26 protein-coding genes are annotated in these 26128 nt (G+C 63.8%); 4 read left to right on the top strand and 22 right to left on the bottom strand.

All coding sequences use genetic code 11. The features are described 5' to 3' along the window. Positions 1 to 51 precede the first annotated feature (51 nt). From RM531_RS15145 to RM531_RS15100, 10 genes are all read right to left on the bottom strand, one after another. A complete protein-coding gene (locus RM531_RS15145; RefSeq protein WP_311660475.1) occupies positions 52 to 747 on the bottom strand; it encodes a type 1 glutamine amidotransferase domain-containing protein in 696 nt (231 codons plus the stop codon). Between the two features lie 58 nt (positions 748 to 805). Beyond that, on the bottom strand, positions 806 to 2617 hold the full coding sequence (gene typA, locus RM531_RS15140; RefSeq protein WP_311660474.1) for a translational GTPase TypA: 1812 nt from the start codon (positions 2615 to 2617) through the stop codon (positions 806 to 808). Positions 2618 to 2702: 85 nt separating this feature from the next. Beyond that, entirely contained in the window at positions 2703 to 3581 is an 879-nt protein-coding gene (gene rpoH / locus RM531_RS15135) for an RNA polymerase sigma factor RpoH (protein WP_311660473.1), read from the bottom strand. Between the two features lie 164 nt (positions 3582 to 3745). Next, on the bottom strand, positions 3746 to 4690 hold the full coding sequence (ftsX, locus tag RM531_RS15130; protein ID WP_311660471.1) for a permease-like cell division protein FtsX: 945 nt from the start codon (positions 4688 to 4690) through the stop codon (positions 3746 to 3748). Position 4691: 1 nt separating this feature from the next. Continuing rightward, positions 4692 to 5345 carry a cell division ATP-binding protein FtsE gene (ftsE, locus tag RM531_RS15125; protein ID WP_311660494.1) on the bottom strand — a complete coding sequence of 218 codons (654 nt, stop codon included), beginning with the start codon at positions 5343 to 5345 and terminating at the stop codon, positions 4692 to 4694. Between the two features lie 112 nt (positions 5346 to 5457). Beyond that, a complete protein-coding gene (gene ftsY / locus RM531_RS15120; protein WP_311660470.1) occupies positions 5458 to 6417 on the bottom strand; it encodes a signal recognition particle-docking protein FtsY in 960 nt (319 codons plus the stop codon). A gap of 44 nt (positions 6418 to 6461) precedes the next feature. After that, entirely contained in the window at positions 6462 to 7748 is a 1287-nt protein-coding gene (gene hemL / locus RM531_RS15115) for a glutamate-1-semialdehyde 2,1-aminomutase (RefSeq protein ID WP_311660469.1), read from the bottom strand. 12 nt (positions 7749 to 7760) lie between these two features. Further along, positions 7761 to 8375, bottom strand: coding sequence for a thiamine phosphate synthase (locus tag RM531_RS15110; protein ID WP_311660493.1), 615 nt, complete (start codon positions 8373 to 8375; stop codon positions 7761 to 7763). A 2-nt stretch (positions 8376 to 8377) separates the two neighbouring features. Continuing rightward, on the bottom strand, positions 8378 to 9163 hold the full coding sequence (thiD, locus tag RM531_RS15105; RefSeq protein ID WP_311660468.1) for a bifunctional hydroxymethylpyrimidine kinase/phosphomethylpyrimidine kinase: 786 nt from the start codon (positions 9161 to 9163) through the stop codon (positions 8378 to 8380). Between the two features lie 511 nt (positions 9164 to 9674). Beyond that, on the bottom strand, positions 9675 to 10466 hold the full coding sequence (locus RM531_RS15100) for a metallophosphoesterase (RefSeq protein WP_311660466.1): 792 nt from the start codon (positions 10464 to 10466) through the stop codon (positions 9675 to 9677). Between the two features lie 122 nt (positions 10467 to 10588). Between RM531_RS15100 and RM531_RS15095 the strand changes: the two genes are divergently transcribed. Together RM531_RS15095 and RM531_RS15090 are read left to right on the top strand one after the other, a co-directional pair. Next, complete coding sequence (locus tag RM531_RS15095; protein ID WP_311660465.1) at positions 10589 to 11251, top strand: class I SAM-dependent methyltransferase; 663 nt, start codon at positions 10589 to 10591, stop codon at positions 11249 to 11251. 176 nt (positions 11252 to 11427) lie between these two features. Continuing rightward, a complete protein-coding gene (locus RM531_RS15090; protein WP_311660463.1) occupies positions 11428 to 11688 on the top strand; it encodes a ComEA family DNA-binding protein in 261 nt (86 codons plus the stop codon). A gap of 296 nt (positions 11689 to 11984) precedes the next feature. Here the strand turns inward: RM531_RS15090 and RM531_RS15085 are convergent, their stop codons facing one another. The 12 genes from RM531_RS15085 to RM531_RS15030 form a co-directional block, all read right to left on the bottom strand. Continuing rightward, positions 11985 to 13919: a GtrA family protein gene (locus tag RM531_RS15085; RefSeq protein WP_311660461.1), complete on the bottom strand. Its 1935-nt coding sequence runs from the start codon at positions 13917 to 13919 to the stop codon at positions 11985 to 11987. After that, positions 13916 to 14647, bottom strand: a complete 732-nt coding sequence (locus tag RM531_RS15080) for a class I SAM-dependent methyltransferase (RefSeq protein WP_311660459.1) — start codon at positions 14645 to 14647, stop codon at positions 13916 to 13918. Before RM531_RS15080 ends, RM531_RS15085 begins: the two co-directional genes overlap by 4 nt. After that, entirely contained in the window at positions 14647 to 15675 is a 1029-nt protein-coding gene (locus tag RM531_RS15075; protein WP_311660458.1) for a glycosyltransferase family 2 protein, read from the bottom strand. Before RM531_RS15075 ends, RM531_RS15080 begins: the two co-directional genes overlap by 1 nt. Next, positions 15672 to 17693, bottom strand: a complete 2022-nt coding sequence (locus RM531_RS15070) for a sulfatase-like hydrolase/transferase (RefSeq protein WP_311660455.1) — start codon at positions 17691 to 17693, stop codon at positions 15672 to 15674. Before RM531_RS15070 ends, RM531_RS15075 begins: the two co-directional genes overlap by 4 nt. Before the next feature lie 197 nt (positions 17694 to 17890). Continuing rightward, positions 17891 to 18322, bottom strand: coding sequence for a pilin (locus RM531_RS15065; protein WP_349255456.1), 432 nt, complete (start codon positions 18320 to 18322; stop codon positions 17891 to 17893). Positions 18323 to 18569: 247 nt separating this feature from the next. After that, positions 18570 to 19958, bottom strand: coding sequence for a sigma-54-dependent transcriptional regulator (locus RM531_RS15060; protein ID WP_311660451.1), 1389 nt, complete (start codon positions 19956 to 19958; stop codon positions 18570 to 18572). Continuing rightward, positions 19955 to 21589: a sensor histidine kinase gene (locus RM531_RS15055; RefSeq protein WP_311660449.1), complete on the bottom strand. Its 1635-nt coding sequence runs from the start codon at positions 21587 to 21589 to the stop codon at positions 19955 to 19957. The genes RM531_RS15060 and RM531_RS15055 overlap by 4 nt, the downstream gene beginning before the upstream one ends. Before the next feature lie 46 nt (positions 21590 to 21635). Continuing rightward, positions 21636 to 21863 carry a PP0621 family protein gene (locus RM531_RS15050; RefSeq protein WP_311652041.1) on the bottom strand — a complete coding sequence of 76 codons (228 nt, stop codon included), beginning with the start codon at positions 21861 to 21863 and terminating at the stop codon, positions 21636 to 21638. 154 nt (positions 21864 to 22017) lie between these two features. Continuing rightward, positions 22018 to 22233 (bottom strand): hypothetical protein, encoded by a 216-nt coding sequence (locus RM531_RS15045; protein WP_311652043.1) that lies wholly within the window; start codon positions 22231 to 22233, stop codon positions 22018 to 22020. Positions 22234 to 22261: 28 nt separating this feature from the next. Beyond that, positions 22262 to 22477 (bottom strand): type II toxin-antitoxin system HicB family antitoxin, encoded by a 216-nt coding sequence (locus RM531_RS15040; RefSeq protein WP_311660447.1) that lies wholly within the window; start codon positions 22475 to 22477, stop codon positions 22262 to 22264. 9 nt (positions 22478 to 22486) lie between these two features. Next, positions 22487 to 22675 (bottom strand): type II toxin-antitoxin system HicA family toxin, encoded by a 189-nt coding sequence (locus RM531_RS15035; RefSeq protein WP_311660445.1) that lies wholly within the window; start codon positions 22673 to 22675, stop codon positions 22487 to 22489. A gap of 44 nt (positions 22676 to 22719) precedes the next feature. Next, a complete protein-coding gene (locus tag RM531_RS15030) occupies positions 22720 to 24372 on the bottom strand; it encodes a phosphoenolpyruvate carboxykinase (ATP) (RefSeq protein ID WP_311660443.1) in 1653 nt (550 codons plus the stop codon). 200 nt (positions 24373 to 24572) lie between these two features. Here RM531_RS15030 and crcB point away from each other — a divergent pair, with 200 nt between their 5' ends. Together crcB and RM531_RS15020 are read left to right on the top strand one after the other, a co-directional pair. Further along, a complete protein-coding gene (crcB, locus tag RM531_RS15025; protein ID WP_311660441.1) occupies positions 24573 to 24935 on the top strand; it encodes a fluoride efflux transporter CrcB in 363 nt (120 codons plus the stop codon). Positions 24936 to 25063: 128 nt separating this feature from the next. Then, positions 25064 to 25879: a CPBP family intramembrane glutamic endopeptidase gene (locus RM531_RS15020; RefSeq protein WP_311660439.1), complete on the top strand. Its 816-nt coding sequence runs from the start codon at positions 25064 to 25066 to the stop codon at positions 25877 to 25879. Positions 25880 to 26128: the final 249 nt, after the last annotated feature.

Here is a 26128-nt window from a genome sequence, read left to right as displayed (position 1 = left end):
CCGGCGGCCGGCCGGTATCAACCCAGGTCGCGGGGAACCAGTCAGAGGTTCCTAGGCAGCCAGGCGTGCCTCGACAAGATCGCGGATCTTTTCGCCCACGGCGCGGGCCGAGGCCGGGTTCTGGCCGGTCACCAGGCGGTCGTCGACCGACACCTGTTCCTGCCAGTTGTCGCCGGCCTCGTGGATGGCGCCGCGCTCGACCAGGGCCGAGGCCAGCAGGAAGGGCACCACCTGGTCCAGTTCCACCGCACGTTCCTCCTCGTCGGTGAACACCGATACCCGCTTGCCGTCCACCAGCCAGCGGCCATCCTCGGTCTTCACGTTGAGCAGGGCCGCCGGCCCGTGGCAGACCGCGGCCACCACGCCGCCCTGGGCGTCCACCGTGCGGGTCACCTCGGCCAGCGAGGGGTTCTCGGGCAGGTCCCACATGGTGCCGTGGCCGCCGGGGAAGTAGATGCCGGCGTAGCGGCTGGGGTCGATCTGGTCCGCGGACAGGGTGCCGCCCAGCTTGTTGTTGACGATCTCGTCCTCGAGGAAGCGCTTGTTGACCGGGTCGTCGGCGTCACGGCTGCCCGGATCCATGGGCACCTGGCCGCCCTTGGGGCTGGCGAACTCGATGATGAATCCCGCTTCCGCCAGTACGTAGTAGGGCTGTGCCACCTCGGCCAGGTGATAGCCGGTGGGGTTGCCGGTGTCCCCGAGCGTGTCGTGGCTGGTAATGACGAACAGCACGCGCTTGTCGTTCATGGTCGATCCTTCTTGCCGGTGAGTCAGTGTCAGGAGGTGGGGATGATCCCTGCCTCGATCAAGCGCGGGAGGCGCGCTTGCGGTCGGTCTCGGTCAGCCCGGACTTGCGCAGCCGGATTGCCGCCGGGGTGATTTCCACCAGTTCATCCTCGTTGATGAACTCCAGCGCCTGTTCCAGGCTGAGGCGGATCGGCGGCGACAGGTTCAGGGCGTCGTCCTTGCCGGACGCGCGCACGTTCGTCAGCTGCTTGCCCTTGAGGGCGTTCACGGTCAGGTCGTTGTCGCGGTTGTGGATACCCACCACCATGCCTTCGTAGACCTCCTCGCCCGAGCCCACGAACAGCCGGCCGCGCTCCTGCAGGTTGAACAGGGCGTAGGCCAGGGCCTTGCCGGTGGCGTTGGCGATCAGCACGCCGTTGATGCGTTCGGCGACGGCGTCCTCCACGCGCGGCCCGTAGTGGTCGAACACGTGGTAGAGCAGGCCTGTGCCGGAAGTGGCCGAGGCAAATGCCGTGGCGAAGCCGATCAGCCCGCGGGCCGGCATGTGGTAGAGCAGCCGCACACGGCCGCGGCCGTCCGGATTCATGGACTGCATCTTGCCGCCGCGCTCGGCCAGCATCTGGATCACGGTGCCCTGGTCGTCGGACTCCACGTCGGCCACCACTTCTTCCCAGGGCTCCTGCAACTGGCCGTCGACCTCCCGCACGATCACCTGTGGCCGCGAGATCGCCAGTTCATAGCCCTCGCGGCGCATGTTCTCCAGCAAGATGCCCAGGTGCAGCAGGCCCCGCCCGGATACCCGGAAACGGTCCGGGTCCTCGGTGGCTTCCACCCGCAGGGCCACGTTGGTCTTGAGCTCCCGTTCCAGGCGCTCGCGGATCTGCCGGCTGGTGAGGTACTTGCCTTCCTTGCCGGCGAACGGCGACTTGTTCACCCCGAAGGTCATGCTCATGGTCGGTTCGTCCACCGACAGCGTCGGCAGGGTTTCCGGCACTTCCGGGTCGCACAGGGTTTCGGAAATGCCCAGGTCCTCGATGCCGGTGACGGCGACGATGTCGCCCGCACTGGCCTGCTCGACCTCCACCCGGTCGAGCCCGAGGAAGCCGAAGATCTGCAGGATCCGGCCCTGACGGGGCTTGCCGTCGCGATTGAGCACGGTCACCGGGCTGTTCGAGGTGATCTGCCCGCGGCGCACCCGGCCGGTGCCGATCACGCCCTTGTAGCGGTCGTAGTCGAGCGAGGAAACCTGCATCTGGAACGCGCCCTCGGCGATCACTTCAGGCGGCTGTACCCGGTTGACGATGGTTTCGAACAGCGGCTCCATGTCGCCACTGCGCACGTCGGGGTCGAGGCCGGCATAGCCCTGCAGGGCCGAGGCGTAGACGGTCACGAAATCCAGCTGTTCGTCGCTGGCGCCGAGGCGGTCGAACAGATCGAAGGTCTCGTTGAGCACCCAGTCCGGCCGGGCGCCGGGGCGGTCGATCTTGTTGATCACCACGATCGGTTTCAGGCCCAGCGCGAAGGCTTTGCTGGTCACGAACCGCGTCTGCGGCATGGGGCCGTCCACCGCGTCCACCAGCAGCAGGACCGCGTCCACCATCGACAGCACCCGCTCGACTTCGCCGCCGAAATCGGCATGGCCGGGGGTATCGACGATGTTGATCCGGTAGCCGTTCCAGTCGATGGCGGTGTTCTTCGACAGGATGGTGATGCCGCGCTCCTGTTCCAGCGCGTTGGAGTCCATCACCCGCTCGGTTTCCGCGCCGCGGCCCTCCAGGGTGCCGCTGGCGCGCAGCAGCTTGTCCACCAGCGTGGTCTTGCCGTGGTCGACGTGGGCGACGATGGCGATATTGCGGACGTGGTCACTCATGACGGTTGGGAACTCGGGTCGGACAATAAAAATCGGGCCGACGCAAGGCGCCGGCCCGATCACGGGTAGGGGTGCTGTGCGCGGGTCAGGCCGGGACCATGGCCTTCCGCAGTTTCTGAATCGCGCTGTTTTCCAGCTGCCGGATACGCTCGGCGGACACGCCGTACTTCTGGCCCAGTTCGGCCAGGCCGGTCTTGCCATCCTCGTTGAGCCAGCGGCTGTTGAGGATGTCGCGGCTACGATCATCCAGCGTGGTCAGGGCCCGCGACAGATTGCCGTGCTGGTGGCTTTCCCAGTCGCCGTTCTCGACCCCGGCGGCGGGATCATATTCCTCGCCGGTGGCCAGATAGTCCTCGGGCGAGTACACGTTCTCGTCGTCGCCCGCGGTGGGCAGCGCGTTGTAGGACACATCGCTGCCGGACAGTCGGCGTTCCATCTGCAGCACCGTCTCGGGCTTGACGCCGAGGTCGTCGGCCACGGCCTTGACCTCCTTGTCGTTGAGCCAGCCGAGCCGCTTCTTGGCGCTGCGCAGGTTGAAGAACAGCTTGCGCTGGGCCTTGGTGGTGGCCACCTTGACGATGCGCCAGTTGCGCAGGATGAATTCGTGAATCTCGGCCCGGATCCAGTGCACGGCGAAGGAGATCAGCCGTACGCCCACGTCCGGGTCGAAGCGCTTGACCGCCTTCATCAGGCCCACGTTGCCTTCCTGGATAAGATCACCCAGCGGCAGGCCATAGCCGGCGTAGCCGCGGGCCACGTGAACCACGAAGCGCAGGTTGGACAGCACCAGCGTCTGGGCCGCCTCGAGATCGCTGTCGTCGCGCAGGCGGCGCGCCAGACGCTGTTCCTCGTCCATGTCCAGCACCGGAATGCCGGACACCGCCTGGACATAGGCCCCGAGGCTGCCGGATTGCGGCGCCGGCAGTCGCTGGCTGTGCAGTTTGATTGCGTTGGCAGTTGTCATGATGTTTTCAAAGCCTCCGTAAGGGACTTTTCCTGATGCCCTGAATATAGCAGTTAACGCCCGAAATCTCCACTGCTTGAGACCGCGGCCGCCCGGGGGAGTTCCGCGCCGCACCATCCCGCAAGCGATTGATTTGCAATTTGAATGATGGGTATTTGTCGAGCCTATCGTGGCTCGATGGCACGCAGGTGACGGCCCACCGTCCAGGCCGAGCCCAGCCAGCCCAGCAACACCCCGCTGAGGATCAGGAAACCGCTTTCCCGCCAGCTCAGCCAGGCCATGCCGGCGTCGTTGCCATACAGGCTCACCAGCCGCTCCACCGGGCCGGACAGGGCCAGCAGGCAGATCGACAGCAGCAGCCAGGCCAGCAGGCCGCCGCCGAACCCGTACCAGAAACCGCTGTAGAGAAACGGCCGGCGCACGAAGCCGTCCGGGGCCCCCAGCAGCTTCATGATGGCGATTTCCTCGCGCCGGTTCTCGATGTCCAGCCGGATGGTGTTGCCCACGATGAATACCACCGCAAAGGCCAGCAGCACCGCGATCAGCCCCACCGCCCGCCGGGCCACGTCGAGTACCGCATAGAGCCGTTTCAGCCAGGCCTGATCCAGCCGGGCCTGATCCACTTCCGGACGTTCACCCAGGGCCTCGATCAGCCCGCTGACGCCGTCGGCGTCGAGATTCGGCGAGGGCTGCAGGGTGATGACCGCCGGCAGCGGATTATCCGCCATGGCGTCGATGGCCTCGCCGAAGCCGGACAGCTGGCGGAACTCCGCCAGTGCCTCCTCGCGGGAGATGAAGCGGGTGCCGGCGATGTCTTTGCGTTCGGCCAGACTGGTGGCCAGCGCCCGGCCCTGTTCGGCGTCAACATCGCCTTTCAGGAACAGCGAGGCCTGCACCGTGTCCTGCCACTGATAGGACAGGGCGTCGAGCTGGGTCAGCAGCAGCCGCAGACCGCCGGGCAGGGCCAGGGTGATGCCGATCACGCAGGCGGTGAGCAGGCTGGCCACGGGGGTACGGTAGAGCCGCCCCAGGCTGTCGATCAGGTCCCGGGCGTGCTGCTGCGCCAGCCGGGTCGGGGCGAGCTGGGTTTCGCGCTTGTCGCGGGCCATCTCAGGCAGCCACCCGGCCGTGATCCAGGGCGATGCGCCGGTAGCCCAGCGATTCCACCAGCGCGATGTCGTGGGTGGCGATCAGCACGCTGGTGCCGGCCTCGTTGAGGCGGGCGAACAGACGCATGATTTCGGCCGACAGGGCCGGGTCGAGATTACCGGTGGGCTCGTCGGCCAGGATCAGATGCGGCCGGCCCACCACCGCCCGGGCAATACCCACCCGCTGCTGCTCGCCGCCGCTCAGCGTGATCGGCCGTTTGCGTTCGTGGGAGAGCAGGCCGACGGTATCCAGCGCCGCGCGCGTCCGCCGCACGATGTCGGCATGGCGCATGCCCCGGATCACCAGCGGCAGGGCCACGTTGTCGAACACGGTGCGGTCGAACAGCAGGTTGTAGTCCTGAAAGATCAGCCCCACCCGCTGGCGGTAGCGCGGCACGCCGGCGCGGCCGATGCGGGCCAGATTCTTGCCGTTGACGATCACCTGACCATGGGTGGGCCGCTCGATCAGGCCGATCAGCTTGAGCAGGGTGGACTTGCCGGCGCCGGAATGGCCGGTCAGGAACGCCATTTCCTGGCGGCCGAGACTGAGGTCCACGCCTTCCAGCGCGATCTGCCCGCCGGGGTAGCGCTTGGCCACCTGATGGAATTCGACGATGTTCAAGGTTTCACGTGATGGATGCTTGGTAAGTCGATTTGTGGGTAGTCACCGTTTCAAGTCAGCCTGCGACCGAGTCCCGAGTCCCGAGTCCCGAGTCCCGAGTCCCGAGTCACGCGCCCCGGCCATCGAACAGCGCCTCCATGAACTCGCCGGCATTGAAGGGTCCCAGGTCCTCCACGCTCTCGCCGACTCCCACGAAACGGATCGGCAGGGCCAGCCGCTGGGCGATGGCGAACACGATGCCGCCGTGGGCGCTGCCGTCCAGCTTGGTCAGGGTCAGGCCGGTCAGCCCCATGGCGTCGTGAAAGGCCACCGCCTGCTGCAGCGCATTGCCGCCGGCGGTGGCGTCCACCACCAGCATGATCTCGTGCGGGGCGTACTCGTCCAGCTTGCCCAGCACGCGCTTGATCTTGCGCAGCTCCTCCATGAGGTTGTTCTGCGTATGCAGCCGGCCGGCGGTGTCGGCGATCAGCACGTCGGTACCGCGGGCCTTGGCGGCGGAAAAGGCGTCGAACACCACTGACGCCGGGTCCGAGCCGGTGGCCTGGGCGATCACCGGCACGTCCACCCGCCGGCCCCATTCCTGCAACTGCTCCACCGCCGCGGCGCGGAAGGTGTCGCCGGCCGCCAGCATCACCGATAGCCCCTGGTCGCGGAACTTCTGCGCCAGTTTGCCGATCGTGGTGGTCTTGCCCGCGCCGTTGACGCCGACCATGAGGATCACGAACGGCCGGGTGTGATCGGGAATGGTCAGCGGCTCGTCGGCCGAGGCCAGGAGGGTGCCCAGGTGCTCGTGCAGGGCCTCGCCCACGTCCCGGCGGGTGCGCAGCCTGCCGCCGTCGAACATCGTCTGCAGCCGATCCACCACCTGCGCGGTGGCGGCCACGCCGAGGTCCGCTAGCAGCAGCTGGGTTTCCAGTTCGTCGATGGCGTCCTGGTCCACCGTCTCGCCCGGCAGCAGGTTGCGCAGGTCGTAGGTCAGCCAGGAATCGCCCCGGTTGAGGCGGGCCCGCATCCGGGTGAGAAACCCGGGCTGGCGGATTGAACGGACGGGATCGGCGTTGGCCATGGAACTAGCGATGGGCTCGGGAAACGGAAGGCGAACGAATGGTATCAGGCGGCCAGTTCGGCAAACGCCGCGTCGGCCGCTTCCAGCGTGGCGTCCAGTTCCACCGCGCCGTGGGCGGCCGATACGAAGCCGGCCTCGAATGCCGAAGGCGCCAGATACACGCCGCGCCGGAGCATGGCGTGGAAAAATGCCTTGAATGCCTCGGCATTGCAGGCGGCCACGTGCTCGAACCGGGTGATCGGGCGCTGGTCAGTAAAGAAGATGCCGAACATCGCGCCCGCCTGCTGGGTGGTCAGCGGCACGCCGTGCCGGCGGGCGGCGGCCTCCAGGCCTTCGCACAGACGGCGGGTGGTGTCGGCCACCCGGTCATGGAAGCCCTCGGCCGAGATCGCGGTGAGGGTGGCCAGCCCGGCGGCCATGCCCAGCGGATTGCCCGACAGCGTACCGGCCTGATAGATCGCCCCGGTCGGGGCCAGGCCGTCCATCACCGCGCGGGGGCCACCCACCGCGCCGACCGGCATGCCGCCACCCACGATCTTGCCCAGGGCAGTCACGTCCGGGGTGACGCCGAAATGGCCCTGGGCACCGCCCAGCGACACGCGAAAGCCGGTCATCACCTCGTCGAACACCAGCAAGGCGCCGTAGCGGTCGCACAGCTCGCGCAGGCCTTCCAGGAAGCCGTCGACGGGCGGCACGCAGTTCATGTTGCCGGCCACCGGCTCCACCATCACGCAGGCAACGTCCTCTGGATTGGCCTCGAAGATCGCGGCCACCGAGTCCAGGTCGTTGTATTCGGCGGTGAGGGTGTCCGCGGTGACGCCGGCCGGGATGCCGGGTGACGCCGGCAGGCCGAGTGTCAGCGACCCGGAGCCGGGTTTGACCAGCAGCGCATCCACATGGCCGTGATAGTTGCCGGCGAACTTGATCACCTTGTCCCGGCCGGTGTGGCCGCGGGCCAGCCGCAGGGCGGTCATGGCCGCCTCGGTGCCGGAATTGACCATGCGCACCGCCTCGATCGACGGCACCAGTTCGCAGATCTTTTCGGCCAGCCGGATCTCGAGTTCGCAGGGGGCGCCGAAGGACAGGCTCCTGGCCGCCTGCGCCTGCACCGCCTTCACCACATCCGGGTGGGCGTGGCCCAGAATCATCGGCCCCCAGGAGCCGACATAATCGACGTAGCGGTTGCCGTCCACGTCGAACAGCCAGGCCCCCTCGGCCCGGTCGATGAACGGCGGCGTGCCGCCCACCGAGCTGAACGCCCGCACCGGCGAGTTCACGCCGCCCGGGATCACGCGGCGGGCGGCATCGAACAGGTCGCTGGAACTTGGCATGAAGTTGGTCCTTCAGTCGGTTGGAAACAGGGCGCGCAGTTGGCGCACCGTGGCGGCCGGATCGGCGCTGGCGAATAGGGCGTGGCCCACGCACAACCAGTGGGCACCCGCGGCCACCAGTTCGCCGCCATTGTCCGGATTGATGCCGCCGATGGCCACAATCGGCCGGTCGAAACGCGCCCGGGCCCGAGTCAGCACGGCTGGGTCGGCCGGCGGCGCATGGGGCTTGGTCTGCGACACGAAGAAGCGCCCGAAGCTCAGGTAATCGGCCCCCTGATCGTCGGCCCGCGCGGCATGATCCAGACTGTCGTGGCAGGTGGCGCCGATCAGCGCGTCCGGGCCCAGCGTCTTGCGGGCCTCTACAATCGGCGTGTCACCCAGGCCCAGATGAATGCCGTCGGCCTGCCGCGCTGCGCTCAGGTCGTCGTTGATCAGCAACGGCACCCGGTGCGCCCGGCAGCTTTCGCCCAGCTTGGTACGCCAGGCGGCGTCGGTGCGCCGGCGCTTGTCGCGCAGTTGCAGCAGGCCGATGCCGGCCGCCAGCACATCGCGGGCCATGAACAGCGCCCGATCCGGGGCGATGGTATCCAGATCGAGCAGCGCGTAGACGCCGCCACCGGCCAGCACGGTCAAGGCCCGCGGCGGGGCAGGCGGCCCGGGATCATCTGGCCGCCGCCCGGCATGAAACCGGCCGCCAGCGCATCCGCCACGTATTGCTGCGCCGCGGCCACCGCGGCGGGGACGTCATCGCCGGCGGCCAGGCGGGCGGCGGCCGCCGCCGCCAGAGTGCAGCCGGAGCCGTGGAAACGATGCGGCTGCCGCGGCCAGTGGAAGCGCCGGACCGGTTCGCCGTCGTGGAACAGCGAGTTGACGACGGTATCGCCGGGCTCGTCGCCGCCGGTGATCAGCACCCAGCCTTCGTGTCCCCGCGACAGTTGCCGGCCGCAGTCGTCCAGATCGGCCGCGTCCGGGCACAGCAGGCGCGCCTCGCCCGCGTTGGGGGTGCTCAGGGTGGCTGTGGGCAGCAGCACGTCGATCAGTGCCCGCGCCACCGGGTCCGCCGCCAATTGACCGCCGCCGCCGGCGCGCAGAACCGGGTCGACCACCAGCGGTATGGCCGGCCGGGCCTGTTGGAAGTCGGCGATGCTGCGGGCCTGGTCGGGACTGCCCAGCAGCCCCACCTTGATGGCGGCGAACGGCATGTCCGCGGTGAGGGTGTCCAGCATGGCGGCGAAGCGCTCGTCGGGAACCGGCCAGACCTCGTAGGCGTCACGCGTGTCCTGGCGGGTCAGGGCGGTCAGCACGCCGGCCGGATGCGCGCCCAGCGCGCCGATCGCTTCCAGATCAGCCTGAAAACCCGCACCGCCGCTGGGATCGTGCCCGGACAGGACGAGGACATTCGGGGGCGCGGTCATGGCTCGATCATAGCAGCGGGCCGCGCAATTATGCACAGCGGCTGACCGTTGCAGCCGGCTTGTCTGTCCAGGTTTCGGCGGATCGCCTGTACAGGCCGTAACTGATTGATTTTAATACCCTGTGAACCTGTGGTTACAATTTCGCCGCTTAGGCGGAACCCCCGGTAAAACGCCCACTTCGGCGTGTCTTCCCAACTGTGTCCACAAAGTTATCCACAGCTTCTGTGAACTACCCGATCGACCTGTTCACGATCAGTCAGTTAGCTGGTCTAATTCATCGAATCTCTGGCTGACGATTCGCCCTGTCCGCGAATCGATCAACGGTTATGCACATTCCATCGGCTGGACACAAGGGGGCGATTTTTGCTGCAGTGCATCGAGAGGCATGCGCGGCGAATAAGCGAACTCGCTGAAATAAAATAATATTTTCCGATTCTGCAGAGATTGGGCGTTCAAGCCCAATCGCCGGAATCCCGCGGATCATCGAGCCCGTCGAGACTTATCCCCAATTTCATCCACAGGCGGAATCGCCGCGCAGCGCCGCGCGGGCCGCGGGAACCCGATGAACCCGGGTTTTCAGGTGGCCATTTCCACCCAGCCGGAACGCGCGGTAGCCCGGCGCGCCGGCATGGTCCATCACCGGACGTTCGCTGCGCGGACGAAACTGCCGGGTTACCGCGGGGGTGGTGATCTGACGACAGCCCAGCACGCACCGGTCGCTACTGTGATGCACATGGCCGCCGATCAGGGCGCGGACCTGTGGTCGGGCGGCGAGTGCCGACAGCAGCGCATCGCCATCGGCCAGTCGCATCGCATCCAGCCACTCCGCGCCTACCGGGCCGGCCGGGTGGTGGCAGGCGACCAGCGCGGGCGTGTCGGTTGACCGGTCGAGGGCATCCAGCAGGGCGGCCATCTGGCGCTGACCCAGCCGGCCGGCCGGCGAACCCGCGATGCGCGAATCCAGCAGATGGAGTTGCCAGTCACCGATCGGCACCGGCCCACGCAGCCCGATACCGGTCAGATGCCGTTTTATGGCAGCCGGGTCGTCATGATTGCCGGGAATGGCCCAGACGGGGCAGGGAAGGTTGGCGAACTGTCGCGCCAGCCGCTGGTAACCCGCAGGCGTTTCGTCGTGGACCAGATCCCCGCTCAGCACCACCCCGTCCGGCGCGGGGTAGCGCTGGCGCACATCCATCAGCACCGCATCCAGCGCCGCCTGGTTGTGGCAGCCCCCAAGCGCCTCGGCCGGATCGGCCAGCAGGTGGAGATCGGTAAGCTGTATCAGCAGGGCGGAAGTCGGCATCGGCGGATGCTCCGGCTGGGCTCGGCCCCGTCAGATGACTGCGAAGCGCGGCGGCGGCGGTGGTGACGTCGCCCGGCCACGCGGGCAGGCTGTGGGCCGGATTGTGACCTCGGGAGAATGCCATGTCTCAACGCAGCATCGGATTGACGCCGGCCCTGCACGACTATCTCTGCACCAACGGCCTGCGGGAATCGGCGCTGGCAGCCGCGCTGCGCGCCGAAACCCGCCAGCGCAGCGATGCCAACATGCAGATCGCCCCCGAACAGGGGCAGCTCATGGCCCTGCTGTTGCGCCTGATAGGTGCCCGCCGCGGCATCGAGATCGGCGTCTATACCGGTTACAGCGCCCTGTGCATGGCCGAGGCACTGCCCCGTGACGGTCACTTGCTGGCCTGCGACATCAACTCCGACACCACCGCCATCGGCCAGACCTACTGGGCCCGGGCCGGGGTGGCCGATATTGTCGACCTGCGCATTGCCCCCGCCCTGGAAACCCTGGATGCCGAAGTCCGCGCCGGCCATCTGGCCAGTTACGACTTCGCCTTCATCGACGCCGACAAGATGGGCACCATCGACTACTACGAGCGCTGCATGGCCCTGGTCCGCCCCGGTGGCCTGATCATGCTGGACAACACCCTGTGGGACGGCCGTGTTGCCGACGACAACTGCGACGATGAATCCACCGAAGCCATCCGTGCCGCCAACCGACACATCGCGGCGGACGACCGGGTGGATATCGCCATGGTGCCGATCGCCGACGGCCTCACGCTGGCATATCGCCGGTAACGGGTCCGGCGTCGGAGTTTGCATCGCCGATCCCGGGAAATCCCCCCGTTTCGAGCTGAATCCGAGTTAGCCAATGGCCTGGTTGCATTCCCCAAAACGGTTTCGATAGGCTCGAATCATCGGAGTAATTCCGATATTTACAAACTCAATTCACGCGATATAGAGGAGATCGGGGGATGAAACCAATCAAACTGTTTCTCGTCACCGTTCTGAGCCTGTTCGCGGTTGCGGCTACGGCTGCCGTGAACATCAATACTGCCAGCAAGTCGGAGCTGACAACGCTCAATGGCGTTGGCGATGTGCTCGCACAGGGCATTATCGATCAGCGCGAGGCAGAGGGCGATTTCGAGACCAAGGCCGAGGTCATGCAGGTCGACGGCATCGGCGAAAAGACGCTGGAGTCAATTCGCGACGACATCACCGTCGGCGGCGAATGATTCGGTCGAAGTTCTAGCTGCCACAACAAAGCCCGCCGGCCATCCGGCGGGCTTTTTCTTTGGGCGGATTCCCCGCGCCGTCGCGAGAATTGGGAGCCTCACGTCGTGAGGGACGATCTTCGGTTAGTCACGGGTAATCAGCGCCTGTTCGGGGAGGCTGTCTACTGGCAGTGGATTATTTCGTCGAAAGCCTTCTTGCGACGCGCCCATCGATTGTCGGCACGCTAATTCTCGCAGACGAAGATGTCTTACATCTGTCAAGCCGCCCAATGCGAAACGAGTTTCTGCTCGCCCGGTTAGCTGGACTGATTAGCCAAACTGATCACCCTAGATGTGGTTTTGTCGGAAGATTTGTTTCTTTGCCAAACTTCGAAATGGGGACTTTGAAAGATCAACTTATAGCGACGCCACTGGGTTGCGAACCGCTGATCCTTCATGAAAAAGGAGAGGTAGTCAAAAGTCAGTGATCTGTCGAAGTAGGGTTTGTTCTCTCGCACGTCGATGAACACTGTTTTCGGGTCACCGGCCAAGAAATCTTCGACTGTGCTTTGGCGTGCGAACTCAAGAATCTCAGAAACACGCTTCCGCGTGCTTTCGGCAAGTGGTTCGCTTTCTAGGCGATTGATGCTGCCCGGGATCAGCCATAGAGCTGAATAGCGGCTAGTTGGTGTTGCATCCTGAGCGTTCGCCATGGGGAACGTCAGGGATACCTGACTAGTCAGGAAGATAAAGCTTCTCTCGTCTTTAATTTGGTGCAGAAAAGAGCTGAAGTTGGCAGTGGCCGAGGAGTTATAGCGACCGCTAACGACGGGCCAAAGCGTTGCACTGGCCAACAACATTAAAACAGCGTAATGCGCGATCGCTGGCCGCCGCCTGTAATGCCGGCTCTGAATCAATAGCCACATTCCGGCTAGGCATAGGAATGCGTGGATTGGCATGCGCTGATAAAACCACCCCTTAGCTTGGAGGAGGTAAAAAACCCCTCCACTAAGCACTACAACTAAGAGAGTCTGTGCGGCAGAATGTGCTTTATAATCAGTAATATTGGTTGCCAGATAAGCGCTTGCTAGCAACAACATTCCCAGCATTGCGGGTTCAACCAATAATTCATGTAGTGGGACTCGGTAATCCCCGTAAACGGCGCGAGCCATTGGCACGATTATTCCTGGATACTCGGGGTGCAGCCAGAAAATGGCGAGCACATAGGCTAGACATGCAACAGCGATAGCGAAATGTTCAGGTGTGAAAGCGCTCCCGATACGTCTTGTCTGAAAGACGCGTGTCAGAGCAATCAATAGCGGCAGCGCGAGGAAGTATGGTTTAAGCGCCAGACCCAGTGCGGCGAAAAGGCCGATCGCGATGCGATGGCTGCTTGATGTCGGTGGTTGGAAAGCAGCGAGCAGCACGTACGGCAGAACCAAGATAACCATGAGGTGTTCGCGTTGACCGAACACCGGCACCGGAACAACAAACAGTGCTACGACCGCGGCGCCAATCATTGCGGTTTTAGCGCGGCCGGATGGCAGAGAGCGTCGTAGAAGTTCGCGAGCCCAGATGAGCGAGACGAGTCCCAGGGCACCTACGAACAGGCTAAATGACATCTCGGGCCGTAGCACGGGAACTTTGTTTGCTACCCAGACGGCGGGTGCCGTCAAGTAAAACGCGAGGGGCGGATTTACCTCGATGATATCTTCATAGAGGCGGGCGCCATCTAACCAGCGGTTGGTTGCGATTAGATACCAGCTGGTGTCGTGATTCAATATGGTGCTTCCGCATGCCCATACCGACATCCCAAGCACCGAAATAATAAAAGCTAGCTCGATATAATCGCTTGGCCGTGCAGTTGATTCGATGGTTTGAAACACCCAGTACCTTGAAAGCAGGTAATTGGTTATTGGAACTATTGCTCCGACTAATATGAGGCTGAAAACAAACGGAAGGCCTAGGCGCTCGTGAGCGAAGGCTATGATTGCAGTTGACGCAAGCAATGAAAGGATCGCCAGCCCGAAGAACCGTGCTATCGCGGACCCATGATCGGCCTCGTGGCCGAAGGTCCAGTAGAAATTTCCAAGATAGGTGATCGCGGCAGCTCCGGTGAATCCGGATATGTTCGCGACGAAAGGATTGCCTGATGAGGCGTAGTGCACAATGCCAGCGATTGAGACGTGAGCTAGCGTTGCCACTACGCCGACGCCCAAGAAACGGCTCAGCGTCAGGCTGTGTGGCCTCATCGTCTTTTTCGGGCGACCGCAAATACCGATAGACCGAATGGCATTGGCAATCGGGAAATCAGGTGCCGCTCGGTGGCGAATACGCGAAACAGGACGGCGTTTAGCCATGCCGGAACATTACCGTCCGTAGCCAATGGTCGCCGGCACATGCGTACGAGCAATCTTTGCAGTGCGGCAATGGGGAATAGCAACGTATTGAAGTAGCCAATCTGCTCGATCTCGAGATCAGCCTGCTGAATGACTCGCTTAAGTCGCGCGATCGTATAGCGTCGGTAGTGGTGGTGCGTCTGGTCGTGATTGCTCCAGAGCCATTGGTAGGCTGGTACTGTAATGACCAAATGGCCATCAGCACTTAGCTTTCGATTAACAGCCAGGAGTGCGTCTAGGTCATTCTCTACATGTTCAAGAACATCGAACAAACCGACGATGTCATACGTGTTGTCAGGCACCGGGAGATCACCGGGTAGGCCTCCGGACTCTATCCTCAGGCCGCTAAGGCGACTTGCGTAGGACCGCGCGAAATCGTTTGGCTCGATAGCCTCCAATTGGCCGAATTCCCGCAGCATCGAGAGGTTTCCTCCGGTTCCACACCCGACCTCCAATAACCTAACTTGCCTCTTCAGCCCTATCAGACGCGCTATCAGCTGGCTAATAATGGCGCGGCGCGCACGGAACCACCAGTGACCAGCCTCATTCTCGGACATCTCCTGCAGTGCTGATTCCTGCATCAGGTCACATCCGTAGACGGCTGGCGAATATCGTCGAATCCGACGGTGGACGAGACCACATAGAGCGGCCGTCCCTTTACCTCGTTGAATATTCGACCTATGTATTCGCCGAGAATCCCGAGTGCCACCAGGTTAAGGCCACCTAGGATCAAGACCACCGTTATGAGTGACGCATAACCCGGCGTCGCGCGGCCGAGCAGTAGTGTGGTGCTCACGATGAACAGCGCATAGCCGAATGCGAGAAAAGCCATTGCGCCGCCGAAGTAGGTCCAGATTCGCAGCGGTGTCGTGGTCGAACTGGTAATGCCGTCGAGAGCAAAGTTCCAGAGTTGCCAGAAACGCCATCGAGATCGCCCGCTTACGCGCTCGTCCCGATCATAGTAGACCTCGGATGCCGGAAAACCCGCCCACGAGACGAGCCCCTTCATGAAGCGAATGCGCTCGGGCAGTCTCTTGAGGGTATCCACGACATCACGATCCAGCAGCCGGAAGTCGCCGGCCTCGCGCGGGATCGGGCGTTCGGCCAGAATGTTGTAAGCGCGATAGAAGGCGGCGGCCGTGAACCGTTTGCCGAAGCTCTCGCGCTTCCGATCCCGGCGAATGGCGTTGACCACCTTCGCACCGTCCAGCCATTTGCCGACGAGTGAAGAGAACAACTCAGGTGGATCCTGAAGATCCACGTCGATCGGTATCACGGCCGCGCCGCGGGCAAACTCCAGCCCGGCAGATAACGCGGCATCCTTGCCAAAACTCCGAGAAAGCATGACCAGCCGAATGTCGCCGAAGCGTTGTCGCGCCGCGATGACAGCGGCGACAGTCGCGTCGGTGCTGCCGTCGTCGACGAAGACGATTTCGTAACTGTTGCAGACCGACGGGTGCAGCTTTGCCGTAGCTTCCAGGCTGGCCACCGTGCGATCCAGGAATGGTTCAATAGCCTTCTCTTCATTGAGAACCGGCACCACGATCGACAGGACGGGGCCGCGCTCTTCCCGCGCGGTGTCGTCAGCGGTACTAGTCACATGATTCATTGTGGCGCACGCGCCAGGGATGATTGGTCGTCGTCACCGCATACCGCTTTGCGGTTTGATTGGTCGTCGCGAGCGAGACGAGCGCACAACGCCTGCCGTAGCACCTTCTGCGTGGATGCCGTGGGTGCTTGGTAAGTTTTTGCGTCGTGTTGGAACTCCGTGAAGTAGAGCTCATAGTCGCCGTCGTTGGGTACGGCCCCCGCGACCCAGCCGCGGTGGTAAGCCGCATATTGCTTGCGACGCTTGAGATCGTCCAGATACTGAGGCTTTAGCGACAGCCGTCCGGCCGGGGCAATACGGTATAGATGCAGCGTGTCTGCGAGCAGGTCATCCATCTGCATGCTGATGGCGGTGATGTCCGACGGTGAGTAACCACTTTCCCATAGCAATATGCGGTTCTGGTCGGGTGTATCTGCGGTAAGCGTCCCGGTCGACGGATTCTCATCGATTTTCAACAGATTCAGAACGGTCGGTTTGATATCGGTTAGTAGCACGGGTGCTTGCCGCCGGGAACTGCCAAGCTGGATATCGCCGTATCCACGCAATCCCAGCACTACGCGATACTGGGCTTCGCTCAGTACGAAAGTACCGTGACCCGGGGGCACGCGAAGCGGCTCTTCGGCCCCGCCCGGCCGGTATGCGATTTGTCCATGACTGTCGGTGGAGAAACTCTCTCCATGATCCGATAGGACGATGACCAGGGCGTTGTTGAGTACCCCGGTGCGCTCGAGTCGGTCCAGCAGGTGACCGAGTTGCGCATCGACTGCTTCCAAAGCAAGGCGATAGTTCTCCAACGATACCGGCATGTCCGGATCTTTGTTATCCGACGCGGGATTCTTGCGCCAATGGTATGGCCAATGCGCCAGACAGAAATGCGCGGCCAGGAACAGCGGCTTTCCCGGATGCCTGTTCAGCCCCGTCGATAGAAGATGTTCGAATTGATCCGGGTCATAAGTGACAGCCGCCGCGCGATTGCCGTAGTTGTAGGGAAACAGGTAGCGGCCAATCGGGGTCTCGAGAACCAGATTGCTGAGGGCAAAGTCATTGGCGGTGCCTAGCAGGAAGTCCGCCACGCCCATGCGAGGCCCGATGATCTGATCGAAGCCGTAGCTTTCGTCAATGTTGCTGAAGCGGCGTTCGTCGGTGGCCAGAACGGTGTGGTAGCCGTGGGCCCGTAGCTCATGCGCGAGGCTTCGATCCGAGGCCACCGCATCCGGCGGCATAAGGTTGAAGATGGCGCCGTTCTGTTCCGGTGACTCGCCGGTGAGAATGCTCACCCAGGCCGGAAACGTGCGAGCCAGCGGGGTGAAGGCATTGTCGAAGCGGACCGACTCCGACATGAACTCTCGCAGCCTCGGCATGGCGATGTTGCTTGATGCGTCGAGCACGTCCGCGCGAAGCGAGTCGATTCCGATCAGGATGATATTCGGTTTGTCGGGTTGCGCCGCGCTCTTGGTGGGGGCGCCGCCAACCGAAGCGGCGGCCACTAATGCTGCGCCGGCCACCATGGGTACGGCGCCGGCGAGCCGTGGATGCGCTGCAACCGTTTTTACGAGTGCGAGCAACAGTATTGCCGCCACGACGCACTGAGCGGCGACAGCCCCCAGCAAAGCGGGCCAGGCCATTGGTGATGAGAAGAGGTAGTGCGCGCTCAGCATGGAATACGGGTGGAGAACCGAGTTCCACCAATGCATGGTGGCCATCGAAGCAAGAACAAAAAGCACCGCTACGAGGCGGCGCCGGTTGTCGCTAAGATTTTGCAACGCTTTACCGTGTGCCCAGGCAGCTACTAGCCCTACAAATAGATAAAGGGCCAGCACCGTGGCGGCGAATCGTATGACGGCCAGAACGACCACACCGTCGCTGAAGAGTTGGCCGAGCGGCAGCGCTGTTTTCGCGTCGCTCAGATAGCCGGTGTAAAGGCGTGCCAAGGTATAAATCGCCTCAAGCGACCATGCAGCAAAGAAGAACGCGATATAACAACGCAGCAATCGAGATGGCGTGGGATTTTCCCGCACGGTTGAGTTTCCTAGATAAGTCCTAGTGCCTAAGGCCTTGCGAGAGTACTTGGCAATAATATTTGGTAGGTGCCGTTTTGTTCGTATTTTTGAATATTATTCATCGTAAATAAAAGGGGAGGCAAGAGCCTCCCCAATTATTGTGCACTGAAATTTATGCGGCTTTCGCCAAGTTTATCCTCCGACGTCTTAGGTACTTAGCTTCCGCCGGTGGTGCGGCACTCCTGCGGCAGGTACTTGAAGTTGTCAGCGGAGTCAGCTTGGCAGGCCCAGGTGATTTCGCCATTTGCCTGTTCAGTGGGAACAAGCGACAACTGGATATTCTCAACTTCGTCGGTGTAATCAATCGCAACTGTGCCGCCGTCATTGATGGCTACCGAATCGACATAGTCCGTTGCACCCGGAGAATCCCAGCCAGTTCCGGCTTGCGTGAGGCCGGCTAGATCGCCTGAAGATTGTGCGGTTTCCGAAACGGCGGCCTTTGCAGAGGAGGCCAAGGAAAGACCCTCCGTCACCTTGGAACGTACGATGTAATCCTGATAAGCCGGAATAGCAATCGCTGCCAGAATGCCGATGATGGCCACCACGATCATCAGTTCGATGAGCGTGAAGCCCTGTTGCTTTTGCATGGTCTTGACCATTGAAAACTCCTTGCGTGTCTTGAAACGTGTCGAGACGTTCAGCTTGAAATAACGTCCTCGAGGTTATCGTCAGCAAGGGCCATGCCTGAATACGAGACCCGGCGTAATTGCGGCAAATCGGGCTTTTTCTTTTTGTGTCAGATAGTTCCTACGCGTTAACCTGGCCATGGACGTCACAATGTGACGTGTGGCGTCAGTTTGCGTCACCCGAGTTCGGCATTGCGCCGACAGGCGCTTAATCGATCCCCAGCTTCTTCAGCCGATACCGCAGCGCCCGGAAACTGATGCCCAGCTTCTCGGCCGCCCGAGTCTTGTTGTAACGAGTGGCTTCCAGGGCCTGGATAATGCTTTGACGCTCGATGTGTTCCAGCCGGTTTTCCAGTGGCTCGACCCCGGCGGGCCGCGTTTCCGCTGTTGGTGGCGCCGTGTTTTCATCCGGCCGCGCCAGCGGGGATTGCAGCCGCAGGTACTCGACGCCGATGTCGGCATCGTCACAGAGGGTGACGGCACGTTCCAGAATATTCTCCAGCTCGCGCACGTTCCCGGGGAAGTCGTGGGCCTGAAGCGCGTCGCGGGCGGACGCGGCCAGGGACGGCGTCGGATCCAGGCCGAGATGCGACGCCAGCCCGGCGAGAATGCAGTCGGCCAGCTCCGGAATGTCGGCGGCGCGTTCGCGCAGGGGCGGCACGTGGACCTCGATCACGTTCAGGCGGAAGTAAAGGTCTTCGCGGAAGTCTCCTTTGGTAACCAGCGTGGCCAGATCACGATGGGTGGCGGAGATGATGCGCACGTCCACGGGAATCTCGGTTTCGGCGCCGACCGGCCGCACCGCCCGTTCCTGGATGGCCCGCAGCAGCTTGACCTGCATGGGCCGGGGCAGGTCGGCGATTTCGTCCAGGAACAGGGTGCCGCCCTCGGCGGCCACGAACAGGCCGTCCTTGTCGCGGGCGGCGCCGGTGAATGCGCCCTTCACGTGGCCGAAGAATTCCGACTCCATCAGTTCCGTGGGAATGGCCCCGCAGTTGACCGGCACGAACGGCATGGCCGCCCGCGGGCCCTGGGCGTGAATGGTGCGGGCCACCAGTTCCTTACCGGTGCCGGATTCGCCGGTGATGTACACCGGGGCCTGACTGCGGGCGAGCTTGGCGATGGTCTGGCGCAGGCGCTGCATGGCGGGGGTGTCGCCCAGCAGTCGGGGCGACTCCCCGTTGCGGCGGTTGGCCGGGGCTGCGGTCACGGGCTGGCCGATCTTCAGGGCCTGGTCCACCAGCCGCCGCAGCTTGTGCACGTCCACCGGCTTGGACACGAAATCGAACGCTCCGGCCTTGAGGCTATCCACCGCGGCTTCGGTGTTGCCGTAGGCGGTGATTACGGCCACCGGCAGCGCCGGATACTGCGCCTCGATGTGATGGATCAGATCCAGGCCGTTGCCGTCGGGCAGGCGCATGTCGGTCAGGCACAGGTCGACCGGCTGATCGACCAGGGCGTCTCGAGCCTGGCTGAGGTCGGCAGCGGCGATCGTATCCAGCCCCATCCGGCCGAGGGTGATCTCGATCAGCTCGCGGATGTCGGCCTCGTCATCGACCACCAGCACCCGTTGGCGGGATTCCTCTGCAGTGCTCATCCGTTGGCCTCAACCTGCGGCGGGGATGAAAGCGCCGGGCCCAGCAGGTCCGGCCGCGCGAACAGGATGCGAAAGCGCGCACCGGGCCGGACCTGGGCCACGCTGATGCGGGCGAAGTTGCTTTCGCACAGCTCCCGGGTGACGTAGAGCCCGAGCCCGGTGCCGTTGCTGTCGGTGGTGAAAAAGGGTTCCATCAGATGCTCGGCCACGTGATCCGGCATGCCGGGACCGTTGTCGGCGACATCCAGCCACACCTCGCCAGCGTCGGTGCGGCCGGCGGCGAGGCGGATGATCAGCGGCGCGTCCTCGCGCCGCGCATGCCGCTCGGCGTTTTCCAGCAGATTGTAGACAATCCGGCGTAGCTGATCGGCGTCCACCTGGATGTCGAGACTGGCCGGCAGATCGACCAGGCGGATATCCGCCGGGGTGTCCTGACTCTGCTGGTAGTCGTGGATGGCGCGGGGCAGCCACGCCGCAAGGTCCAGTCGCGCGGGCAGGGCCTGGCCCCGGCGCGACAGGCCGAGCACGCTCTGCACGATGGCGTCGATACGCTGGGTGTGGCGGTGGACGATGTCCAGCAGCTTGCGGTCGTCCGGGTCCAGCCGGTCGGATTCGTCCAGCAACTGTCCGGCGTGGTTGATGGCGGACAGCGGATTGCGGATTTCGTGGGCGATGCTGGCGGTCAGCCGGCCCAGGGCGGCCAGCTTGATCTGCTGGGCGGCCTCGCTGACCCGTCGGGCGTCCTCGAGAAATATGAGGACCGGTGACGCCTCGCCGGCGCCCAGTCGGCTGAAGTGGGGAATAACGCTGTGGTCACCTGCGCTGACCGGGTCGGCAGCCCGGCCGGGTGAGAGCAGCCAGGCCTGCATCGCCCAGGACAGGGCGGGCATGACGCTGGCCAGTCGCTGGCCGATGGCGCCGTTGTCGATGCCCAGCATGTCGCGGCCGGCCCGGTTGATCAGGCGCACGCAGCGATTTTCGTCGATCACCAGCAGGCCGATGGTCATCTGCTGGATGATGCGTTCGTTCAGGGCGGAAAGATCATCCAGTTCCGACTTGCGGGCCGCGGCCAGCGCCGCGCTGGTGCGGGCCTGGCGGGCGAGGCCGCTGGCGGTCAGCGCGGTCAGGAAGAACAGCGCGCCGAGAATGCCGGTCTGCACCCAGGCGGCCGATCCGTCGGCATAGCGCAGGTAGCGCCAGCCCTCTTCGCCCAGCAGGCTTAGGCTGGCCACGGCCGCGAACAGCATCGCCATGCGTGGCTGAACCAGCATGCTGGCACCCGCAAGGGGGGCGATCAGCAGCACCGCCAGGCCGTCGCGAACCCCGCCGCTGGCCAGTACCAGGGCCACCACGAACGCGATGTCGGTGCCGATCAGCAGATAGACCTGCGTGCTCAGCGACGGCCAGCGCCGATAGGCGGCCAATGCCGACGGGATGCACAGCAGCAGATAGGCGACGCTGGCAAAGGCGAACAGCGCCGGCCACATCACCGAGAACAGGGTGACCGTGCCGTCGTTGAGGTACAGCACCGCCGCGCCCACCGCCACCACCCAGCGGTAGAGGTTGAGCGCGCGCATGGCGCGCCAGTCCTGATCGACGAAGGGCGGGGTGATGGCTGGGTTGGTGCTCACGCGGAACGGGTCGTTCGCGTTGCCGGGCCGGCGGATGGGCGCGGGTTCAGCGGTCGTCGGGCAGGTGGTCGCGGCAGCAGTAGCTGGCGCCGCCACGGGTCAGGGCCTGATCCGCCGGCACATGCACGCCACAGCGCTCGCAGGCCACCATCGGGCGGTACTCGCCGCGGCTGCGGCTGTTGTCGGGCGGTGTCTGCGTCGGCGCGGTCAGCTTGCGGAACAGATACCAGCCCACCAGCACGAGCGCGACGAGAATGACCAGTCGGAACAGCAATGTGTTTGTCTCCCGGGGCAGTCGAACCGGTTTTCGCGGAAGTTTAACGCACCGGCACTACCTCGGGCTTTTGTCGGCAACGTCCCGCACCGGATTGGCGGCGAGCAGCACCGCCGCGCACGTGGCAGCGCCTCGAGGGGCTGTCATGCGATTATCAAATGGCGACTGGATGCAGTTCGTAAATGCGTCCGTGTTTCGCCGCTGATTCCAGGTTTCCGCGGCGAAGCGAGTCCCTGACATCGTCAAGCTTATAGGCGTCTTCAAGGCTGAGGTAGGGAGACCAACCTGTCTCGTCTTCGATCAGTTCTACATAAACTTCGGCGACATACTGTCCTTCATGGATATATTTCAATTGCTTGCGTTGCGTCATTGCTATCGCCTGCGCATGAACGCCTCAGTCATGCCGCCGTAACTTCGATGAACTCGCTGCTCGAATGCGGAACCGGAACCGGCTCGCCTTCTTGCCTGACGCTCTCGAGATGGAATTCGATGGCTTCGTGGATCAGTGCCAATACTTCTTCGCGACTTTCCCCCGCGGCAACGCAGCCGGGTAGGTCCGGGACGTACGCTCCCCAGCTGGTGGGGCCTTCTTCAATGACAACCATATACTTCATTTCCGCCACCTAACGCTTGAGACCTGCCTGCTTCAGGACATTGTTCGCGGTGCCGGGCGGAACATCAACACTCGGTTTACCGGCGATGGTGACGGTCCCGCCCTTTACCGGATGTCTGAACTGGCGATGACTGCCCTTCATGCGTACCCGCTCCCAGCCATCTTCCTCGATACGTTTTATCAGTTCTTTGACCTCCACGAGTGGCGGGTGTTGCGAATGGCCACGGTGCCGTATGGGAGGCGCTACATCGCCGGCTGAATGCCGAGCTGATCGAAGCCCTTGTCAGTGAAGTTCTGCCGGAACATGTCGCGCAGTTCGCGGGCCTGGGCGTCGTAGGCGGCCTTGTCGGCCCAGGTTTGGCGGGGGTCCAGGATTTCGGCCGGCACGCCCGGGCAGCTGCGGGGCATGCGCAGGCCGAAGATGTCGTGGGTATCGGTTGCCACGTTATCCAGTTCGCCGGCCAGCGCGGCGTTGAGCAGCGCTCGCGTGTGCCTGATCGAGATGCGCTTGCCCTGGCCGTAGGGCCCGCCCGACCAGCCGGTGTTCAGCAGCACGCAGCGGGCCTTGTGGCTCTTCATCTTGCGAGCGAGGATGTCGGCGTAAACCGGCGGCTTGCGCGCCATGAACGGCGAGCCGTAGCAGGCTGAGAACGCCGCCTGTGGTTCGGTGACGCCGACTTCGGTGCCGGCCAGCTTGGCGGTGAAGCCGGACACGAAGTGATACATCACGTCCTCGGCGTCCAGCAGCGAGATCGGCGGCAGCACCCCGAAGGCATCGGCGGTCAGCAGCACGATGGTTTCCGGGTGCCCGCCGCGCGCACCCTCGGCAACATTGGGGTTGGCGTCCAGCGGGTAGGAAAAGCGGGTGTTTTCGGTGATCGAATTGTCGGTGAGGTCAAGCTCCTGCGGGTCGGTTTCGGCCAGCGGTTTGCCGGGCAGGGCCGGGACGTTCTCGATCAGCGTGCCGGGCATGGACAGGGCCGCGGCAATCACCGGCTCGGCCTCCTTGTCCAGATCGATCAGCTTGGCGTAGCAGCCGCCCTCGAAGTTGGACACGCCGTCGGCGGTCCAGGCGTGCTCGTCGTCGCCGATCAGCTGGCGGCGCGGGTCGGCCGACAGCGTGGTCTTGCCGGTGCCGGACAGACCGAACAACACCGCCACGTCGTCGTGGTCGCCCACGTTGGCAGAGCAGTGCATCGACAGTTCGTCGATTTCCGGCAGCAGGTAGTTCATCACCGTGAACATGGTCTTCTTGACGATGCCGCAGTAATCCGCGCGGCCCAGCACCAGCCCGATGCGGTTGCGGATGTCCATGATGACCGCGCGCTGGCTCAGGGTGCCGTCGCGGTCCGGGTCGCAATGGAAGCTGGGCACGTTGAGCATGGTCCAGCGCTTGTCGGCGGCGTTGGTCACGCCTTCCACGCCGCTGGCGAACATGTTCTGGGCGAACAGCGCGTGGGTGGCGTACTCGCCGACGAAGCGGTAGGGCACGGCGTAGGCCGGATCCCAGCCGCAGGTGACGTCCTGCACGAACAGCGTCGACTGCCGCCGGTTCAGGTGCGCCACCACGCGTTCGAGCAGCGGGCCGAAGTGATCGGGGTCGAAGCGCTGCAGATCGGCCTTCCACCACAGCTTGTCCTCCACCTCGGGCCAGGCCACGGCGAAGGTGTCGGCCACCGGGCGGCCGGTGCAGGAGGGGTCGGAATAGAACACCAGCGGGCCGTCCACGCCGAGCGCCGTGGCCCAGGCCTTGGGCTCGTCGTCCGGACCGTCCGGGCGGATGCGGCCGCGATCATTGTCCAAGGCGGCCCGGAAAAGTTCCGGGCGGGACAGATTGTGCCGATATTCGACTGTGTCGAGCCCCAGCCGCTGCCGTAGCTCGGCGCGAAAATCCATGCGGTTAATTCCCCTGCAGATCAGGCGTACGCTGCAACGAAAGACGGCAGCGGCGTATGCACCGCTACCGTGGAAAGTCAGCAAGGCTAATGCTTGTGCCCCCGGCAGGCAACCAACCGTTGCTATGATCAACGGGGTTCGGACGTTATCCGAGCTATTAGTGGGGGATTTCGATTGTTTCGGCTGAGTGGGCTCAGGACATGAACTGGTTGATGGTGGCGCTGGGCAGTGCCCTGGGCGGCGTGGCCCGCTATGCCTGCGTCGGACTGGTGGATCAGCGTCTGGACAGCGCGTTTCCCTGGGGCACGCTGCTGGTGAACCTGCTGGGCTCTGCCGCGATCGGCTGGCTGGCGGGGGTGACCGAACAGGCCTGGCTTGATGATTCGCTGCGGTTGTTCCTGATGGTGGGCGTGCTGGGCGGTTTCACCACGTTTTCCGCCTTTTCCCTGCAAACCCTGACCCTGATTCGCGAGGGGGCGATGCTGCCGGCCGCGGCTTATGTGGTGGCTTCGGTGCTGCTGTGTCTGGCCGGCGTGGCTATCGGTCACGGGCTGGCCCGTTGAAGCCGCACTTCGGGTCGGCTGCAACCCGCGTGGTTTGCGCTTGCCGTCATACGGGTACCACCCGCGTTCGGTAGAACAATCCGTCATCCGGCACGTTGGTGCCGCGTCACCCCGAGAGGTATACGGCATTGACTGACTGGATGGCCCGGTTCCATCCCCGCCGGCTGGCGGCCGCCATGGATGCGATCGACCGTGATTGGCGATCGACCGAGATTGCCAACTGGCGCGCCCTGGCGCCGGTGTTGCTGACCGTCGCGGTCTGTCTGCTGGGCATGAATTACCTGCGGTTCTACGAGGTGTTCCAGGGTGTACTCGAGGCCTGGCTCGGGCGGCTTGAGGCTCTCCGGCTGTTGCGTAGCACCTGGGGCCAGTTGCTGGGCAATGTCTGGTGGGCCGGCGTGCTGCTGGTCGGGTATGTGCTGATTCCGCTGGCGGTGATCCGGTGGGTGCTGGGCCACCGGCTGGCCGATTACGGCATCGGCTGGCATGACACCACCCGGTATCTGCCCTGGGCGGCCGCGTTGGCCACGCCGATCGTGGGCTTCGCCTTTGTGGTGAGCTTCACCACCGAGTTCCAGCACACCTATCCGTTCTATGTGCTGGCCGGACGCAGCTGGCTGGATCTGCTGGCCTGGGAATGCGTCTATCTGCTGCAGTTCGTGTGCCTGGAATTCTTCTTCCGGGGCTTTCTGCTGCACGCGCTGGCCCGGGTCTACGGCGCGTCAGCCATTTTCCTGATGAGCCTGCCGTATCTGATGATCCACTTCACCAAGCCCTGGCCGGAGGCCGCCGGGGCGGTGGCCTTCGGCATTCTGCTGGGCATTCTGTCGCTGCGGGCGGGGTCGATCTGGCCGGGGGCGTTCGTGCACATGAGTATTGCGCTGGCGATGGATGGGTTTTCGCTTTGGCAGAAGGGGCAGTGGCCGGGGTCGTTGTTGCCTTAGAGCGGGATTTATCCCGCCTAAGACGTGGCATTGCGCCACGGGTGCCGAATCGGGATGGCCGCATGAATGCGGCCCTACCGCGAGCCGGTACACTAGTCCGTAGGGCGCCATTCGTTGCGTTGGTAGGCTTTCCGAATCGCAATCGCATTAGAGAAGAAGATTCCGCCCCGCTGACGCGGGCCGGGTGTCTTTCTTGTGGCGACAAGAAAGTCACCAAAGAAGCGCTTCCGGGGTACGGTTCACAAACAG

Source organism: Spectribacter acetivorans (genome assembly GCF_031846305.1).
Taxonomy (GTDB): domain Bacteria; phylum Pseudomonadota; class Gammaproteobacteria; order Nevskiales; family Salinisphaeraceae; genus Spectribacter; species Spectribacter acetivorans.
Note: the sequence above shows the minus strand (reverse complement) of the source record. Positions and strands in the feature narration are given on the sequence as shown.